The 16,804-nt window shown below is 68.5% G+C and carries 15 protein-coding genes; 8 read left to right on the top strand and 7 right to left on the bottom strand.

Annotated features, from left to right (window positions below; genetic code table 11):
* The 5 genes from ACLARN_RS30950 to ACLARN_RS30930 form a co-directional block, all read right to left on the bottom strand.
* A partial coding sequence (locus tag ACLARN_RS30950; protein ID WP_409495001.1) for a glycosyltransferase 87 family protein occupies window positions 1-1,265 on the bottom strand: 1,265 nt, incomplete at its 3' end.
* Between the two features lie 92 nt (window positions 1,266-1,357).
* The gene (locus ACLARN_RS30945; RefSeq protein ID WP_409495000.1) at window positions 1,358-2,578 is read right to left on the bottom strand and encodes an ABC transporter permease; all 1,221 of its coding nucleotides are present in this window, start codon (window positions 2,576-2,578) and stop codon (window positions 1,358-1,360) included.
* Window positions 2,575-3,261, bottom strand: a complete 687-nt coding sequence (locus tag ACLARN_RS30940) for an ABC transporter ATP-binding protein (RefSeq protein ID WP_409494999.1) — start codon at window positions 3,259-3,261, stop codon at window positions 2,575-2,577. The genes ACLARN_RS30945 and ACLARN_RS30940 overlap by 4 nt, the downstream gene beginning before the upstream one ends.
* Window positions 3,258-4,358, bottom strand: coding sequence for a peptidoglycan-binding protein (locus tag ACLARN_RS30935; RefSeq protein ID WP_409494998.1), 1,101 nt, complete (start codon window positions 4,356-4,358; stop codon window positions 3,258-3,260). Before ACLARN_RS30935 ends, ACLARN_RS30940 begins: the two co-directional genes overlap by 4 nt.
* Window positions 4,355-4,906, bottom strand: coding sequence for a hypothetical protein (locus tag ACLARN_RS30930; RefSeq protein WP_409494997.1), 552 nt, complete (start codon window positions 4,904-4,906; stop codon window positions 4,355-4,357). The genes ACLARN_RS30935 and ACLARN_RS30930 overlap by 4 nt, the downstream gene beginning before the upstream one ends.
* 230 nt (window positions 4,907-5,136) lie before the next feature.
* Between ACLARN_RS30930 and ACLARN_RS30925 the strand changes: the two genes are divergently transcribed.
* The 4 genes from ACLARN_RS30925 (at window position 5,137) to sepH (ending at window position 10,072) form a co-directional block, all read left to right on the top strand.
* Window positions 5,137-6,939 carry an alpha-L-fucosidase gene (locus ACLARN_RS30925; RefSeq protein WP_409494996.1) on the top strand — a complete coding sequence of 601 codons (1,803 nt, stop codon included), beginning with the start codon at window positions 5,137-5,139 and terminating at the stop codon, window positions 6,937-6,939.
* A 275-nt stretch (window positions 6,940-7,214) separates the two neighbouring features.
* Window positions 7,215-7,874 carry a response regulator transcription factor gene (locus tag ACLARN_RS30920; RefSeq protein WP_409494995.1) on the top strand — a complete coding sequence of 220 codons (660 nt, stop codon included), beginning with the start codon at window positions 7,215-7,217 and terminating at the stop codon, window positions 7,872-7,874.
* Complete coding sequence (locus ACLARN_RS30915) at window positions 7,871-9,037, top strand: ATP-binding protein (protein WP_409494994.1); 1,167 nt, start codon at window positions 7,871-7,873, stop codon at window positions 9,035-9,037. The genes ACLARN_RS30920 and ACLARN_RS30915 overlap by 4 nt, the downstream gene beginning before the upstream one ends.
* A gap of 189 nt (window positions 9,038-9,226) precedes the next feature.
* Window positions 9,227-10,072 (top strand): septation protein SepH, encoded by an 846-nt coding sequence (gene sepH, locus ACLARN_RS30910; protein ID WP_409494993.1) that lies wholly within the window; start codon window positions 9,227-9,229, stop codon window positions 10,070-10,072.
* A 98-nt stretch (window positions 10,073-10,170) separates the two neighbouring features.
* On the opposite strand, the gene ACLARN_RS30905 is transcribed toward sepH, so the two are convergent.
* On the bottom strand, window positions 10,171-10,791 hold the full coding sequence (locus ACLARN_RS30905; protein WP_409494992.1) for a DUF2537 domain-containing protein: 621 nt from the start codon (window positions 10,789-10,791) through the stop codon (window positions 10,171-10,173).
* A 27-nt stretch (window positions 10,792-10,818) separates the two neighbouring features.
* Window positions 10,819-11,634, bottom strand: a complete 816-nt coding sequence (locus tag ACLARN_RS30900; protein ID WP_409494991.1) for a TrmH family RNA methyltransferase — start codon at window positions 11,632-11,634, stop codon at window positions 10,819-10,821.
* 216 nt (window positions 11,635-11,850) lie between these two features.
* Here ACLARN_RS30900 and ACLARN_RS30895 point away from each other — a divergent pair, with 216 nt between their 5' ends.
* The 4 genes from ACLARN_RS30895 (at window position 11,851) to ACLARN_RS30880 (ending at window position 16,683) form a co-directional block, all read left to right on the top strand.
* Window positions 11,851-13,350 carry a glutamate-cysteine ligase family protein gene (locus tag ACLARN_RS30895; RefSeq protein ID WP_409494990.1) on the top strand — a complete coding sequence of 500 codons (1,500 nt, stop codon included), beginning with the start codon at window positions 11,851-11,853 and terminating at the stop codon, window positions 13,348-13,350.
* A gap of 24 nt (window positions 13,351-13,374) precedes the next feature.
* On the top strand, window positions 13,375-13,977 hold the full coding sequence (locus tag ACLARN_RS30890; RefSeq protein ID WP_409494989.1) for a TetR/AcrR family transcriptional regulator: 603 nt from the start codon (window positions 13,375-13,377) through the stop codon (window positions 13,975-13,977).
* A 73-nt stretch (window positions 13,978-14,050) separates the two neighbouring features.
* Complete coding sequence (locus tag ACLARN_RS30885) at window positions 14,051-14,719, top strand: heme oxygenase (biliverdin-producing) (RefSeq protein WP_409494988.1); 669 nt, start codon at window positions 14,051-14,053, stop codon at window positions 14,717-14,719.
* 95 nt (window positions 14,720-14,814) lie between these two features.
* Window positions 14,815-16,683 carry a serine hydrolase domain-containing protein gene (locus ACLARN_RS30880; RefSeq protein WP_409494987.1) on the top strand — a complete coding sequence of 623 codons (1,869 nt, stop codon included), beginning with the start codon at window positions 14,815-14,817 and terminating at the stop codon, window positions 16,681-16,683.
* Window positions 16,684-16,804 lie beyond the last annotated feature (121 nt).

Raw genomic sequence — 16,804 nt, 5'->3', positions numbered from 1 at the left:
CCACGCAAAACGCTCGGCTGGAACAAACCAGCCGAGCGCCTGCGTGATCTACTGGCAGCCACATAAGCCATCAGGTGTTGCGAGGACCCCGAGAATTCGCCCGGCTCAACCGAGGGAAGGGGGCCTTCACGCGACGACACGGCGAAGAAGAGCAGCAAGAGGCCGTACAGCACGAAGGATTCCGTCGCCAGCCACCAGCCGAAGTTCCCGGCGGGCCTCGGCGCCAGCCACATCGGCGCGACGACGAACAGCGCCAGCGTCACCACGGCGAGCGCGTAGGAAACGACCGTTCGCCTCCAGACCAGCAGCACGAGGATCGGCACGCACCAGATCCAGTGATGCGTCCAGGACACCGGCGAGACCAGTAGCCCGCCGATCGCGCAAGCGGTCAACGCGAACACCGGTTCGGCGACGCGGACGATCACGAAAGCGGTCACCGCGACCACCAGGAACGCGGCCAGCACCCAGACGACGTCCTCCGCCGAGCCGAGCCCGAACCGCGCGAGCATCCCCCGCAGCGACTGGTTGCCGACGTAGCCGCGATCGCCGATGCGGCTGGTGTCGAAGAGGATGTTCGTCCAGAACCTCGCCGACGCGCCGGGCGCGACCAGGAACATCAGCAGACCGGCGCCGAGGAACCCGGCCACGACTCGCGCGGACGAGCGGAAGTCCTTGCGGAACAAGAAGAACAGGATGAACACGGCCGGGGTCAGCTTGATCGCCGCGGCGACGCCGATCAGCAGTCCCTTGGTGCGGGCGCGTCCCGGCAGCAGGGCGTCGAGGACGACCATCAGCATCAGCAGGGTGTTGACCTGGCCGAAGCCGAGCGTCGACCGGACCGGCTCCATGATCCCGCCGACGGCTTGCGCCCCGATCGCCGCCAGTACGGCGATGGCGCGGCCGCGAACGCATCCGCGGTCGGTGAGCGAGCCGTTGAGCGTCGCGACGAAGAGGTACACGACGATCCCGCCCGCGATGATCGACGCGAGCCCGACCAGTCTCGTCGCCAGCGCGGCGGACAGCAGGGTGCCGGGCAGGAAGACCGCCGCCGCGAACGGCGTGTAGGTGAAGGGCAGCCAGCCGCCGTGCGTCTGCACCCAGGTGCCGTACGGGTCGCCCGAGTCGAGGAGCAGCCGTGCGCCGCCGATGTAGACCTCGAGGTCCTGGCCGTCGAACACCTTGAACGTGAACAGCACGGCGACCACGACGACTTCGAGCGCGAGCAACGCCCCCGCGAGTTTCCGCCCCGACAATCCCACCAGCACCCGGCGAGGCTACCCACCGCCATTCCGCAACTCGTCCTCTGGTTGCGGTAGTTGGCGCCACGAACTACCGCAACCAGAGGACGAAAGGCGGGCTAGGCGAGGGCCTGGGTGGGCGGGAGCCGGGCCGCGCGCATGGCCGGATAGGCACCGGCGACGGCACCGACCAGTGCCGAGACACCGACGCCGCCGAGCAGGGCGCCGACGGGCAGCACCGCCGGCCAGCCTTGGCTCAGCGCGTACGCGGACGTCACGAGGACGCCGACCAGCACCCCGGCGATCCCGCCGAGCCCGGACAACAGCACCGACTCGGCCAGGAATTGGCCTCTGACCTGCCGTTTCGTTGCCCCGAGCGCGCGACGGAGGCCGATCTCCCGGCGCCGCTCCAGCACCGAGATCACCATCGTGTTGGCCACGCCGACGCCGCCGACCAGCAACGCCACACCGCCGAGCCCGAGGAACAGAGCGCTGTACGTGTTCTCCGTCAGCTTCTGCGCCTCCAGCGCCTCCGACGGGCGACGCACCTCGACCTCGTTGGGCGCTTCCGGGTTCATCGTCTGCGCGAGCACCGAACGGACGTTATCGACCTGCGAGTCCTTCGCCCGGACGTACACCGTGCTCGGATGTCCCTTGAAGCCGAGGAGCCGTTTCGCGGCGTCCCAGCCGACCAGCGCCGACCGCTCGATCTCCGGCGCGAGCGGCATCGGGCCGAGGATCCCGCCGACGGTGAACCAATGCCCGTTGATGAACACCTGCGGTGGTTTGGCCTGGTCGATGTGGTCGATCCCGAGCCGCGCGGCCGCGACCGAACCGAGGACGACGACCGGATAGTCGCGAGTGGCGTCCCGGAGGAACCGCCCCTCCCGGATCGAGCCGCCGACGACGTCGAGCAGATCCGGCGTCGCCGCGTAGACGCCGAGGCCGGAGGTCTCGTCCTTGGGGATCTTGTCCGTGCGCCGCACGGTCCCGTCGGTGGTCCCGGTCGCGGACGCCGCCGTCACCGGGGCGATCCGCTTCGCCATCGGCACCGCGCTGTCGGGCAAAGTCGCGTCGCCGCCGAACATCGTCTTGCCCGGCCCCGCCGAAAGGAGGTTGGTGCCGAGCGCGGCCAGCTGGTCTTGCAACGCCTTCGCGCCCGACGCCGGGATCGCGAGCACCGCCACCATCGCGGCGATCCCGATCCCGATGCCGAGCGCGGACAGCACCGCCCGCATCGGCCGCGTCCGCATCCCGTGCGCGCCGAGGGTCAGCACGTCACGCGGGCCGAGCCTGGCCGGATTCGGCGTCGGCACCTTGTCGAGGACGGGTGCGCTCACACCAGCACCCCCGTCCCGGTGTCGAGCCGGATCCGGCCGTCCCGCAGCTCGATCCGCCGCGGGATACCGGCCGCGATCTCGCGGTCGTGCGTGATGATCACGACCGTCGTCCCCTGCGAGCTCAACGTGGCGAGCAGGTTGAGGATCGCCGCGCCGTTGCCCGTGTCGAGGTTCCCGGTCGGCTCGTCGGCCAGCAGGATCGACGGCGAGTTGACGACCGCCCGCGCGATCGCCACCCGCTGTCGTTCGCCACCGGAAAGCTCGTTCGGGAAATGACCCGCCCGATGCGCGAGGCCGACCCGGTCGAGCGCCGCCAGCGCCCGCTCGTGCCGTTTCCGCCGCGGCACCCCCGCGTACAGCAGGCCCGTCGCGACGTTGTCGACCGCGCTCACCCCCTCACTGAGGAAGAACTGCTGGAACACGAAGCCGATCCACCGCGACCGCAACGCGGAAAGCTTGCGGTCGGGCAGTTTCGCGACGTCGTGCCCGCGCAGTTCGATGACCCCGTTGGTCGGCCGGTCGAGTGTGCCCATCAGCTGCAACAGCGTCGACTTTCCCGAGCCGGACGGCCCGAGGATGGCGACCATCTCTCTGTCCTCAATGGACAGTGTTACCTCGTGCAGGGCGCGCACGCCGCCGGGATAGGTGCGCGAGGCGTTGCGCACGGCCAGCACCGGGGTCATGACGTCGTCACCACCCGCATTCCGGCGGCGAGGCCGGTTCCGGAGACCTCGACGCGGCCACCAGAGAACAGACCGGTCTTCACCGCGATGAGGCGCCGTTTGCCGCCTTCGTCGACCTCGACGGCGTAGCCACCCTCGGCGAGCGCGAGCAGCGCCCCGACCGGGACCGCCAACACTCCACTGTGGACTTCCTTGGTGAACCGCACGGAGACCGGCGTCGAATCGAGCGATCCCGCCGCGGCCGGATCGTCCAGCTTGATCTTCACCTTGATCTTCGGCTTGCCGTCGTCCTGACCGGCGGCGTCCTTGCCGGTCTCCGCGACCTTGCCGACGTCGGTGATCACCCCGGTCGCGGCCTTGCCGCCGGTGATGTCGATGCCGACCTTGTCGCCCTGCTTCGCGATGGCCTGCTTGGCGGCGTCAAGTTTGACCTCGACGAGGCGCTCGGTGCCGGTGTACTTCAGCAGTTCACCGCCGCCCGGGCCGCCGAGTTGCGCGGCGACCTGCGAAACCCGGATCTCCCCCGGCGCGAGGACGACGTCGCCCTGGCCGAAGGTGCCGGTCTGCTCGAGCCCCAGCGACTTCTGCCATTTCTTCAGCGCCGCGGCGGTGGCCGAGGTGAACTTCTTGTCGGGCGTGCCGAAACCGCCGAAACCGAGCGCCTTCAGGTTCTCTTCCAGCTGCTTGACGTCCGGGCCGTCCGTCGCCCCGTCCGCGAGGTCACGGAAGAACGGCAAGGTGCCGTAGAACAACGGCACCGGTTTGGCGTCGACGCCGTACACCGCCTTGCCGCGGGTGAGCACCGAGCCCGTCTCCGGAAGGGACGTGATGGTGCCCTGCTTCCGGCCGGCGAGGGCGTTTTCCGTGCCGTAGCCCAGTGTTCCGTTCGCCTCTTCCTCCTCTTGAAGATCGGTCTTCTCGACCTTCGCGGTCTCCACCGGGGGCGGCGCCTGCCCGACCTGCCCGGCTTCCGAGGTGACCCTGGTCATCACGACCACGGAGACCGTCCCGACCACGACGACGAGGGCCGCCGCGATGACGTACCAGCGCGCCCGGCGCGAACGCCGTACGCCGCCGGGTCCTTCGTGTTCGCTCATTTCGCCGGGGCCGCCCTCATGCTCATGCCGAGACCGCAGGCCTTCGCCGCTTCTTCGAACTTCTTGGGGTCACCGCTCGCGTCGCCCAGCGCGATGGCGGCGCCGCCCTTGCCGGGGTCGGGGTCCGGGAAGTCGACGCCGTGCTCGCGCATGCACTTGGCTTCCTTGCGCATCTTGTCGAGTTCTTCCGGCGAGGGCGGCTTGATCTCGCCACCGTTCGGCAGCAGCTTGCGGCACGCCTCGTCCGCGGTCTTCATCTTGTCCTCGCCGGGCCTGCCCTCGCCCGCGTCGATGGAGATGGTCCCTTGCGCGTCACCGTCGGTCTTGGGATCCGGCATGTCGATGCCGTGCTCGCGCATGCATTTCGCGTAGTTGCGCATCTTGTCCTCGTCGGACACGTTGTCGGCCTGTTTCCCGTCGCCCGCGCCCGCGGCGGGCGGGGAGGAGATCGAGGCGACCTTGTCGCCACCGTCCCCGCCGCCACCGCAACCGGCCACCAGCGCGAAGACCGCTCCGGCGATCAGTGCCGCCATCGGTCGTTTCCGCATCGCTGCTCCTTCGGTCGTCTTGACGGCCTGATTTCTACGGAGCGGGCGATTCCGGCGCGGTAAGCGAAGTCGCTTATGCCGCGCTTACAGTCCCACTCAGCGGCACAAAGATCGGATCTATATGCCGTCTTTCCGGGTGAACTCGCATCATCACGAGCCTTTCGGAGGTTCACATCGGATCTCTGGCTTCTTAGAGTCCTCGACGTCCACACCTCAGCGAGGAGGAGTGCATGTCCCGCCGCACGTCGCTTCGGGCCCTCGCGGCCCTCGTCATCGCGACCACCGCGCTCGGCGTCTCACCCGCCGTCACGCAGGCCGCGCCACTCCCGTCCGACCACGCCTACGACGACCCTTTCACCGCGGATCGGACACGCTGGTGGCGTGACGACCGGTTCGGCCAGTTCATCCACTTCGGCGCCTACTCCCAGCTTCAGGGGAAGTACCAGCGCCCCGATGGAAGCGTTTGCCAGGACGCCGAATGGATCCAGCGGAACTGCCAGATCCCGCGCGCCGAGTACGAGCAGATGGCCGCGAAGTTCAACCCGGCCGGGTTCGACGCGAACGCCATCGCCCAGTCCGCGAAGGACGCCGGGCAGAAGTACGTGGTGATCACGTCGAAACACCACGAGGGCTACGCGATGTGGCCGACGAAGGTCAACAAGTTCAACCTTCGCGATCATTCGTCGTTCGACAAGAACCGTGACATCCTCGCCGAGCTGAAGCGCGCGACGGCCGCCCGCGACGTCAAACTCGGCTTCTACTACTCGATCTGGGACTGGCACGATCCCGACTTCCCGGATCCGGCGACGTTCCCGAAGTACAAGGAGCGGATGTACGCCCAGCTCAAGGAACTCGTCGACAACTACCACCCGAAGGTGCTGTGGTTCGACGGCGAATGGAGCACCGACCGGCCCAACAATCCCTGGTCCGAAAAGGACGGTGAGGAACTCGAGGCGTACGTGCGCAGCCTCGATCCGTCCATTGTGGTCAACAACCGGGTCGGCAAACGGCGGGTGGTCGACGGCGACACCGGCACACCCGAACAGGAGATCCCGGACAAGCCCGTCGACGGACAGCTCTGGGAATCGTGCATGACCCTCAACGGCAGCTGGGGGTACACGGAATGGGACCACAACTGGAAGTCCTCCGCCGACCTGACCAGGAAACTGCTGTCGATCGCCGGCCGCAGCGGCAACTTCCTGCTCAACGTCGGACCCGATCGCGACGGCCGTGTCCCGCAGGAATCCGTCGACCGGTTGAAGCAGATGGGTCAATGGCTGCGGACGAACAAGCAATCCTCGGCCGTTTACGGCGCGGGCGCGCCAGGTCTCGTCGCGGAACCTTCGTGGGGCGTGGTCAGCAGGCGCGGCAACAAGCTTTACGCGTCGGTGTTCGACTGGCCGGCTTCAGGTGGCTCGCTGGCACTGGAAGCGTTGGCGCCCTTCCGGGTTCGTGCCGCGCGGGTGCTCGGCAGCGGGCAACGTGTCCGCGTCGAGCAGTCGTCCGGAAGCGTGAAGCTCACGCCGTCGGGCGGCAAGACGAACGACGTCGCGACCGTCATCGAACTGGATGTCGCCCCACTGCCGCAGGCACCCGCCGGCCGCGGAACCGGGCTGACCGCCGAGTACTGGCCGAACGCGGACTTCACCGGGACACCGACGGTGCGCCGGGTCGAACCGGGCGTGAACCACAACTGGAAGTTCACCGGATCACCCGACGCGAAGATCCCGGCGGAGTCCTTCTCGTCGCGATGGAGCGGCCGGGTCACCGCGCGGGACACCGGGACGTACACGTTCACGACGGTTTCGGACGACACCGTGCGGCTGTGGGTCGACGGGAAACTCCTGATCGACAACACCACCCCGCATGGCCCGAGTGTCGACAAAGCGACTCTCGACCTGGTCGCCGGGAAGTCGTACGCGATCCGGCTCGAACAGACCGAACGAGGCGGTGAAGCGTCGATGAAGCTGCTGTGGTCCAGCCCGAACACTCCCCAGCAGGTGATTCCGGCGCGACAACTGCGGCCCTGGTAGCGCGGTGCTGTCCTGAAGGCCACCTTTGAGACGTTGAACGTCTCAAAGGTGGCGTTCAGGACAGCCGAATAGTCCAGCCCCGCAAGCGATCCCGGGCGACCGCCGCGACCTGTCGACCGATCCACGCCGCCCATCCGCGATGTCGCGAAAGCCACTTTCGAGACATCAGGTGTCCTGAAAGTGGCTTTCGCGACACCCAGGCCCGCGCCCACGCCACCCGGTCGGCTGATCCACGCTTATCCCGCGCTTACCCCCACCCGGGGCAGACTGACCTGGTGAGAGTGCTGGTGGTGGAAGACGAGCGCCTGCTGGCGGACACGATCGCCGAGGGCCTGCGACGGTTCTCCATGGCCGTCGACGTCTGCTACGACGGCGAACAGGCCCTGGACCGGGTGGGGGTGCACGGTTACGACGTCGTCGTGCTCGACCGGGACCTCCCGGTCGTGCACGGTGACGAGGTCTGCGCCGCGGTGCTCAGGACGGGCGGCGAGGCGCGGGTCCTCATGCTGACGGCCGCCGCCGACGTCAACGACCGGGTCGCCGGGCTGGGACTGGGCGCCGACGACTACCTGACGAAGCCGTTCGCGTTCGCCGAACTCGTCGCGCGGGTGCAGGCGCTGTCGCGGCGCGCGCGGCCGGCGCTGCCGCCGGTGCTGGAACGCGGCGGGGTCGTCCTCGACCTGCCCCGGCACCAAGCTTCCCGCGACGGCCGGTTCCTTCCCTTGTCCCCCAAGGAATTCGCGGTACTGGAGGTGCTCATGCGCGCCGAAGGGACCGTGGTCAGCGCTGAGGAACTGCTGGAGAAGGCGTGGGACGAGCACGCCGACCCGTTCACGAACGCCGTCCGGGTGGCGATGATGACGTTGCGGCGCAAACTCGGTGAGCCGCCGCTGATCGAGACCGTGCCCGGCGCCGGTTACCGGTTCGGGTCATGAAACCGCTCCGGCTTTCCCTGCGCACCAAGCTGACCGCGCTCTACGGCGGGGCGTTCCTCGTCGTCGGGCTCGCCCTGCTGATCGTCAACTACCTGCTGGTCAGTTCGTCCCTGCCGGACACGGCGGCGTTCGCGAACGACAGTGCCGCGGGGGTCTCGATGCAGCGCACCCAGGCGTATCCGCTGGACGAGGCGACCATCATGCCCGTCGAACGCGCCCAGGCCACGCAACTGGTCGCGACCTCGATCACCGAGTACCGCTCGGACGTCCTTTCGACACTGCTGTGGCAGTCGCTGGTGGCGCTGGCGATCGCCGGCGCGCTCGCGGTACTGCTCGGCTGGCTGATGGCGAGCCGCGTACTGCGGCCACTGCACGCGATCACCTCGACCGCACGGAAACTCGAGGCCGAGAACCTCGACCGGCGGATCGACCTCGACGGCCCCGACGACGAACTCAAAGAACTCGCGGACACCTTCGACGGCATGCTCGACCGGCTCGCCGTGTCGTTCGACAGCCAGAAACGCTTCGTGGCCAACGCTTCCCACGAATTGCGGACCCCCCTAGCCGTGCAGCGCACACTGGTCGAGGTGGCGATGGCCGACCCCGACGTCAGCCCGGAGGTCCGGAAGCTCGGCGAGCACCTGATCTACACCAACGAACGCAGCGAGCGGATGATCGAAGGCCTGCTCGTACTGGCACGCAGTGATCGCGGGCTGGCCGCGCGGAGCCCGGTCCGGCTGGACGAGGTCGTGGCGACGGTGATCCGGTCGGCGGCGTCCATGGCCGAGGAAGCGGGTGTCACGGTGGAGTCGCGGCTGCGGCCGCGGACGGTGTCCGGCGATCCCGTGCTGCTGGAACGGCTGGTCACGAACCTCGTGCACAACGCCATCACCTACAACCGCAAGGGCGGCTGGATCCACGTCGACGTCGGCGGCGATCCGGCGCTGGCGGTACGCAACACCGGCCCGCGGGTGCCGCTGGACGCCGTACCCGCGCTGTTCGAGCCGTTCCGGCGGCTTTCCGGCGACCGGACCGGCGACTCGCGCAACGCCGGGCTCGGACTGTCGATCGTCCGGTCCATCGCGAAGGCGCACGGCGGGACCGCGGGCGCGGAACCCGGCGGCCGCGGCGGCGGACTGGTCGTCCGCGTACGACTGCCGTAGATTCCCCCGATCGTGACAGTGCGTGTCCGGCGCGTCACTCTGCGAGCCTCGGATTGCGCCAGCAGAATGCACTTGCGGCCATGACGAAAATAGTGAGCAGGACACATGACATCGGCGCGCCTCGCACGTCAAGGCGACGCGCCGTACTAGCGTTGACACCCACAAAGGTGAAGAGCAGGGGAGGCGAGAATGCGAGCGCTACGTGTGGTTGGGCTGCACGAGGACGGTAAGTCCATCGTGTGCGAAGACCCGGCGAGCCGCACGCGCTTCCTGCTCCCCGCGGATGAGAGGCTGCGAGCGGCGGCGAGGGGTGACATCACCCGCCTCGGCCAGATCGAGATCGAGTTGGAGAGCCAAATGCGGCCACGCGAGATCCAGGCACGAATCCGGGCCGGTGAGTCCGTGGAGCAGGTCGCGAGCGGCGCAGGCGTGACCGTGCAGCGTGTCGAGCGGTTCGCGTACCCGGTCCTGCTCGAGCGCTCGCGGACGGCCGAACTCGCGCAGCGCGCCCACCCGATCCGCGAAGACGGCCCCGACGTGCAGACGCTCGGCGAGGTCATGGCTCACTCCTTCGGTCTCCGCGGCCACGACTACAGCCAAGCGACCTGGGACTCCTGGCGCGGCGACGACGGCAAGTGGGTCGTCGTGCTGTGCTGGAAGGCCGGTCGTTCGGACAACCGCGCGCACTGGTCGTTCGCGCCGGGCGCGCACGGTGGCACCGTGCAGGCGCTCGACGAGAACGCCGAAGTCCTGCTCAACCCCAACGCCTACCGTGCCCCGCGCACGGTGCGGGCGCTGGACCCCGGCAGGGACGCGGTCATCCAGCCCACCTTGGATTCGATACCCGACGAGCCGGTCGCGAAAGTGATCGACGCGCCGATCGCGGAACCCGAAGAAGAGGCCGAGCCACCACTTCCGGCTGACGAGCCGGAGGAAGTGGCCGAACCCGCCCCTAGGGCGAAGGGGAAGAAGAACCACCCCATCGTCCCATCCTGGGAAGACGTCTTACTGGGCGTCCGCTCGCAACGAGGTTGAATTCGCACGTAATGGCCCCTTCCGGTGGAGGGGCCATTACGTGCGCCCGGAGACCGGCGATTTCGGCCCAGTCGACGTCGACGTCCAGCCGCATGGTCTCAGAAGACGACGATCAGCACGCCGATCCACGCGATCGCGATGCCCGCGGCGGCGCCGAAGGACGCCCATCGCACGATCGGCACTCGCCGCGCGAGCCACAGTGACGGCGTGATCCCGGCGGTCACGACGGCGGACGCGATCAGCGCGAGCCAGCCGTTGGTCTCGCGCGCGAGGGTGTTCGCCAGCGCCAGCATCGCCACGACGACCACGGCGGCGGCGAACGCGGAGACGGTCAGGCCGGTCAGCCACGGTGTCGGTTCCCCGGCGGGATCCGGGGTGCCGAAAAGCCGCCGCGCGAGTTCGTTGCGGGGCGCGGGGGCGGGCGGGTCGATGATGACGCCGTCGCCGGAGACGGGGTCGACGAACCGGACCGAAGTGCCCATCGTGGCGGCGACGCGCTGGGCGAGCTGGCGGCCGCGCTGGGAGATCACGGAAGCGGCTTCGGTGCCGGATTCGCCGGGCCGGGCGGCGGTTCCCACGGCGGACGCGACGCGGGCCCACTCGTGCAAGGCCTGAGCGAGGTCCGAACCGATCGCGAGTGAGTGCGGGTCCACCTCGCGCGCGCTGTCGCCGCCGGAGCCGGCCAGCACCGCGCGTCCCTCACGGATCCGCAATTCCATGGGTTCTCCTCGTGATCGCTCGGGTGCTCACGATAGCGGTGGACGCGTCTCATAGAACGCGATCGCGCCCGCCGTGGCGACATTCAGCGAATCGACGCCCTCGGGCATCGGGATCCGCACCGCGAGGTCGGCGGCCGCGATGGCCTCCTCGGTCAGCCCTGGGCCTTCCGCGCCCAGCATCAACGCGATCCGCTCCGGCGTCTGGTCCCGTAACTGGCGCAGCGAAACGGAATCCGTACGAGGAGTGAGGGCCGCGATACGGAAACCGCGTTCCCGCAGCAGATCCAGGTCACCGGGCCAGGACCCGAAGGTGGCGAACGGGACACGCAGGACATGCCCCATCGAAACGCGGACACTGCGCCGGTACAGCGGGTCGGAGCAGCCACCGCCCAGCAGAACGCCGTCGACGCCGAGCGCGGCCGCGTTGCGGAACAGCGAGCCGAGATTCTCGTGGTCACCGACGCCTTCGAGCACCGCGAGCACACGCGCGCCGTCGATGACTTCCTCGACCGTCGGAGCCGGAACGGGCCGGTCCGCGACGGCCAGCACCCCGCGATTCAGGTGGAATCCGACGGCTTCGGCCATCGTCTCGGCCGACGTCACATAACCGGGGACGTCGACGCCGTCGAGTTCGGCGCGCAATTCCTCGAATCGCCGCTCCACCCCGAGCAGAGCGCGTACCGGATACCGGGAATTGAGGAGCCGCTCGACCACGACGGTGCCTTCGGCGATCACCAGGCCACGCCCACCTGGTCTGTCCGGCCGCCGATCGGCTGTGGACAAGTCGCGGAAATCGTCGAGCCGAGGGTCGCCGGGGTCGTCGATGGTGATCAGTTCAGCCACCTGGAGAGTGTGTCATCCGCCCGCCGCGAACCGGTTGCCTCCGAACGTCCACGGGCAAGTGGTACGAACAGGCGTATTTTGCTGTAAGTTAACCCCTAGTGACAGAGAGCACCAGTTTGGCCGCTAGCCGGGCGATGGCGAGGCGTGAAACCGTTGGGCCGCCTGGCAGTCCCGCCTGGAACCCCGCGGATCGTGGCCAAGAGGAGTTCTACGAACATGGGTAAGGATCTTTCGGCGGACCCGTTGAAACCGCAGGATCGCGGACGGTACCGCCGGAAGGTCCAGCGCTGCCTCGACACGCTCGCCCGAATGCTCACCGACGGGAGTTTTTCCTTCCCGCGCAAGAACATCGGGCTCGAGGTCGAACTCAACCTCGTCGACGAGGAAATGCGCCCGTCGATGACGAACGCGCTGGTGCTCGAAGCGCTGAACGACCCCTCTTTCACCACCGAACTCGGCCAGCACAACCTGGAACTCAACGTGCCGCCGCGGCCACTGGCAGGCGAATCCGCGCTCCAACTGGAGGACGATCTCCGCGCGTATCTGAGCGCGGCGTCGCGCAAGGCCGAGGAATCCGGTGCCTCGCTGGCGATGATCGGCATTCTTCCCACGTTGCGGCACGAGCACTTCGACCAGAAGTGGCTCACCAACAACGCCCGGTATTCGCTGCTCAACGATCGGATCTTCGCCGCACGCGGTGAGCGCACGGTGCTCTCGATGGAAGGCACGCCGCTGCCGGGCAGGCAGCCGGAGCGGCTGCGCAGCTACTCCGAATCGATCTTGCCCGAGGCCGCCTGCACCTCGGTCCAGCTGCATCTGCAGGTCGCGCCGGAGGAGTTCGCGGCGCACTGGAACGCGGCGCAGGCGCTGGCCGGGGTGCAGATCGCCGTCGGCGCCAATTCGCCGTTCCTGCTCGGCAAGACGCTCTGGCACGAGACGCGGATCCCACTGTTCTTGCAGGCCACGGACACCAGGCCGGAGGAGCTGAAGAACCAGGGCGTGCGGCCGAGGGTGTGGTTCGGCGAGCGGTGGATCACCTCGATCTTCGACCTTTTCGAGGAGAACGTCCGGTATTTCCCCGGTCTGCTGCCCGAGACCGACCAGGAGGACCCGATCGAGGCGCTCGACTCCGGGCAGGCCCCGAAACTCACCGAACTGCGGATGCACAACGGCACCGTATGGCGCTGGAACCGGCCGGTCTACGACGTCGTCGACGGCCTGCCGCATCTGCGGGTGGAGAACCGCGTGCTGCCCGCGGGCCCGACCGTCGTCGACATGGTCGCGAACGCCGCCTTCTTCTACGGCGCGCAGCGGGCATTGGCCGAAGCCGACCGTCCAGTGTGGACACAGATGTCGTTCCAGGCGGCCGAGGAGAACATGTACGCGGGAGCGCGACGGGGGTTCGACGCGCAGCTGTACTGGCCGGGCATCGGCTGGATCCCGCCGGACGAGCTGGTGCTGCGGGTCCTGCTGCCACTGGCACACGAGGGATTACGCCGATCGGATGTTTCGGACGAGGCGAGAGAGCGCTATCTGGGCATCATCGAGCAGCGGTGTCTCACCAGGCGGACCGGCGCCGCGTGGCAACGGGAGTACGTCCTGCGTGCGGAGGAGCGCGGCACCGAGCGGGAAACCGCGCTGAACCGGATGCTGGCCAGGTACCTGGAGCTGTCGGCCACCGAGACTCCGGTGCATACCTGGTCACTGGAGGCCTAGGCTGACCACCCAGGGAGGTGGCGCGTGCCCAAGATCATCGGCCGGTCGCTGGAGGAGCATCGGCGCGAGGTCCGCAGCAGGGTGTTCGACGTCCTGCGCGGGCAGCTGTACGAGCGCGGGTTCGACGCGGTCACGCTCGCCGGGGTCGCCGCTGAAGCCGGCCTCGGCCGGACGGCGATGTACAACCACTTCCCCGACAAGGAAAGCCTGCTGGTCGCCTTCGTCGAGGACGAGGCGACACGGTACGTCGAACGGCTGACGGCGGCCGTCGCGACCGCGGACACCCCGGTCGCGAAGCTTTCGACGTTCGTCCGGCTGCAACTGCGGGTGCTGGCCGAGTACCACCTGCCGCCAGGGACGGCGCTCGCGTCGGCGCTGGCGCCCGCCGCGTACCGGCGGATCAGCGCGCACGCCGACCCCATCACCGGCCAGCTGCGCGAGATCCTCGCCGAGGGGGTGCCGGAGGAGGATCCCGAGGTGCTGATCCCGATGATCACCGCCGCGCTGGGCAGCCGCCAGGTCGTCGACGTGCCACCCGAACGGCTGGACGACGCGATCGAGGGGGCCGTCCGCTTCGTGCTCAGAGCGGTCGGGATGGCGGATGACCGGGAAAAACTTGAAAATTAGGGTAGCCTAACCCGGGATTGTGGCTTACGCTCTTTCTGACAGCATGTCAGATCGATGCTTGGAGGCTCTGTCCATGCCGGTGACCACCGACGTCGCATCCGGGCCGTTCTCCGCGAACCTGCGCGCCTCCACCCTGCCCGCCCACGAGCGGGCCAACCACTCCGAGTACATGAACGCGCTGCTCGGCGGCGAACTCACGCTCGAGGGGTACACCCGGCTGGTGATCCAGTACTACTTCATCTACCAGTCCATCGAGCGCGCCGCCGACAAGCTGGCGCAGGACCCGGTGGCGGGCAAATTCGTCTTCGAGGAGCTGCGGCGGCTGCCGAGCCTCGAACGCGACCTCGAACACCTCGTCGGCCCGGACTGGCGCGAAACCGTCCGCCCGCTGCCCTCGACAGAGCGCTACGCGCGGCGCGTGGCCGAGGCGTCGGACTGGTCCGGCGGGTTCGTCGCGCATCACTACACCCGCTACCTCGGCGACATCGCCGGCGGCCAGGTCATCCGGCGGCTGCTGGAGCGCAAGTACGAGGTACACGAGGCGGGTTCGCTGTTTTACCACTTCGACCAGCTCGGCAGCGCGCCCAAGTTCCGGGACAACTACCGCGAGCAGCTGAACTCGGCGCCGTGGACCGAGGAGGAGCGCGCACGGTTGATCGACGAGGCGATCTTGGCCTTCGAATGCAACATCGCGGTGTTCGACGAACTGGCGGGCGAGATGGACTCGTACCGGGCCGCTTGACCTCGTGAGCGGGTCGCGGGGTAGGGCAGGCCCCACCCCGCGACCGGTGGCCCACCGGATCCCCTCACCCCGGGGAAATCCCTAGTTTTCAGCACATGTTCCGAATCGCGGCCACCGCCGCACTGCTGACCATCACGACGGTCTTGACGGCCCCCGCCGCCCAAGCGGCCACGCCGGCCTCCGCGGCGGCCGCCTTCGACGAGGTCATCCCGCGAAGCCTTGCCGAGCATCACATTCCCGGCGCCGCCGTGGTGGTCGTCGAAGGCGGCAAGACGGTGTTCTCGGCGGGCTACGGTGTGTCCTCGGTGGACACTCAGGCCAAGGTGGACCCGGAACGCACCGGATTCCTGATCAACTCCGTCGGCAAGTCGATCACCGCCACCGCCGCGCTGCAACTCGTCGAACAGGGCAAACTGGCGCTGGACGCCGACGTCAACACGTACCTGAAGTCGTTCAAAATCCCCGAAAACTTCCCCGGCCGTCCGGTCACCCTGTTCTCCTTGCTGACCCACACCGCGGGTTTCGAAGACCGCGTGTACCGGATGTTCACGCCGCGGGACGAGAAACTGCCGACGCTCGCGGAACACCTCGCGAACGAGATGCCCACGCGCGTCCGCCCACCCGGCGAGGTCGCCCTTTATTCGAACTACGGCTTCGCGCTGGCCGGGCATCTCGTGGAACTGGCGTCGGGGCAGTCCTATGCGGACTACGTGCGACAGCACATCTTCGAGCCGTCGGGCATGAAGGACAGCAGCGTCGCCCAGCCCACTCCCGACGTGTCACTGGCGACCGGCTACCGCTGGGACGGCTCGGCTCAGGTCGTCCCGCCGGCGAACTTCGGCCCCGAACCGCCCGCCGGTGACGGGAACGTCGCCACTCCGGCCGACATGGGCCGCTACCTGTCCGCGAACCTCGTCCCCGGCACGTTCAGCCGCCCGTTGCTCGACCAGTTGCACGGCGCGCGGTTCCGCAACGACCCGCGGCTGCCCGCGATGGGGTTCGGCTTCTCCGAGCGGTATCTGAACGGCTTGCGCCTGGTGGAGAAGATCGGCGACTCGCCGGGGTTCCTCAGCGTGCTGGAACTGATCCCGGAGAAGAACACCGGCGTGTACCTGGCGTTCAACGGCGGCGCGTTCTCCGGCGACGCCGCCGCGGTCACCGCCGAGGTCGTGAAAGCCTTCGTCGACCGGCTACAGCCCGCCGCTCCCGTTCCCACTCCCGTGGCACTCGCGGGAGACGTCTCACGGTTCGAAGGCAGCTACAACAACACCCGGCTGGACTACGACAGCTTCACGAAGGTCCGCGCGCTCGCGGGCGGCGTCACGGTGGCCGCGGATGGCGACGGCGCGCTGACGACGTCCGGCCTCGGCGAGGGGACCCGGCGATGGACGCAGACCGAGCCCGGGTTGTTCACCGACGGGGCCGGCGAGCGGATCGCGTTCCGCGAGTCCGGCGGTCAGGTCCTGCTCTTCGCCGGTGATGACCCGAACTCCTCCTACGAACGCATGTCGTGGCTCGAATCGTCCTCCACCCATCTGCTGATCCTCGGTGTCGCGCTGCTGCTCCTGCTGGGCGCGCTGGTGTTTTGGCCGATCCGCGCGTTCGTCCGGCGTGGCCGGGAACGGAATCCGGCGGGCGCCCGGTTCGCGACCGTCGCCGCCTGGTCAGCGGCGCTGGCCGTCCTGCTGTTCGCAGGCGGCTTCGCCCTCCTCATGAGCGATCTGAGCGCCGCCGCCGTCGCGCTGACCTCCGGGCACTCCCCCTTGCTGAGCGTCACCTTGCTCCTGCCGGACGTCGTCCTGCCCCTGACCGGCGCCGCCATCGTCTGCACGGCACTCGCGTGGCTCCGCGGGTGGTGGAACACCCCCGCCAGGATCACCTACACGGTGGTTTCCGTGGCCTTGACGGCCTTTCTCGGGGTGATCGCCTCCTATCATCTGGTCGGGCTGCCTTACCTGGCTTGATGACCGCCGTCACATCGCCTTGACCTCCAGCTAACTGGAGCTAGCAAGGTGGGTTTCACGCGGTGGTCCCAACGGGTACAGCCGCTACGAACGAGTCGTTCCACCTGGGGAGAACACGGCG

This window comes from Amycolatopsis sp. cmx-11-12 (genome assembly GCF_046269425.1).
GTDB lineage: Bacteria > Actinomycetota > Actinomycetes > Mycobacteriales > Pseudonocardiaceae > Amycolatopsis.
This window is presented reverse-complemented; position numbering and strand designations above follow the sequence as displayed.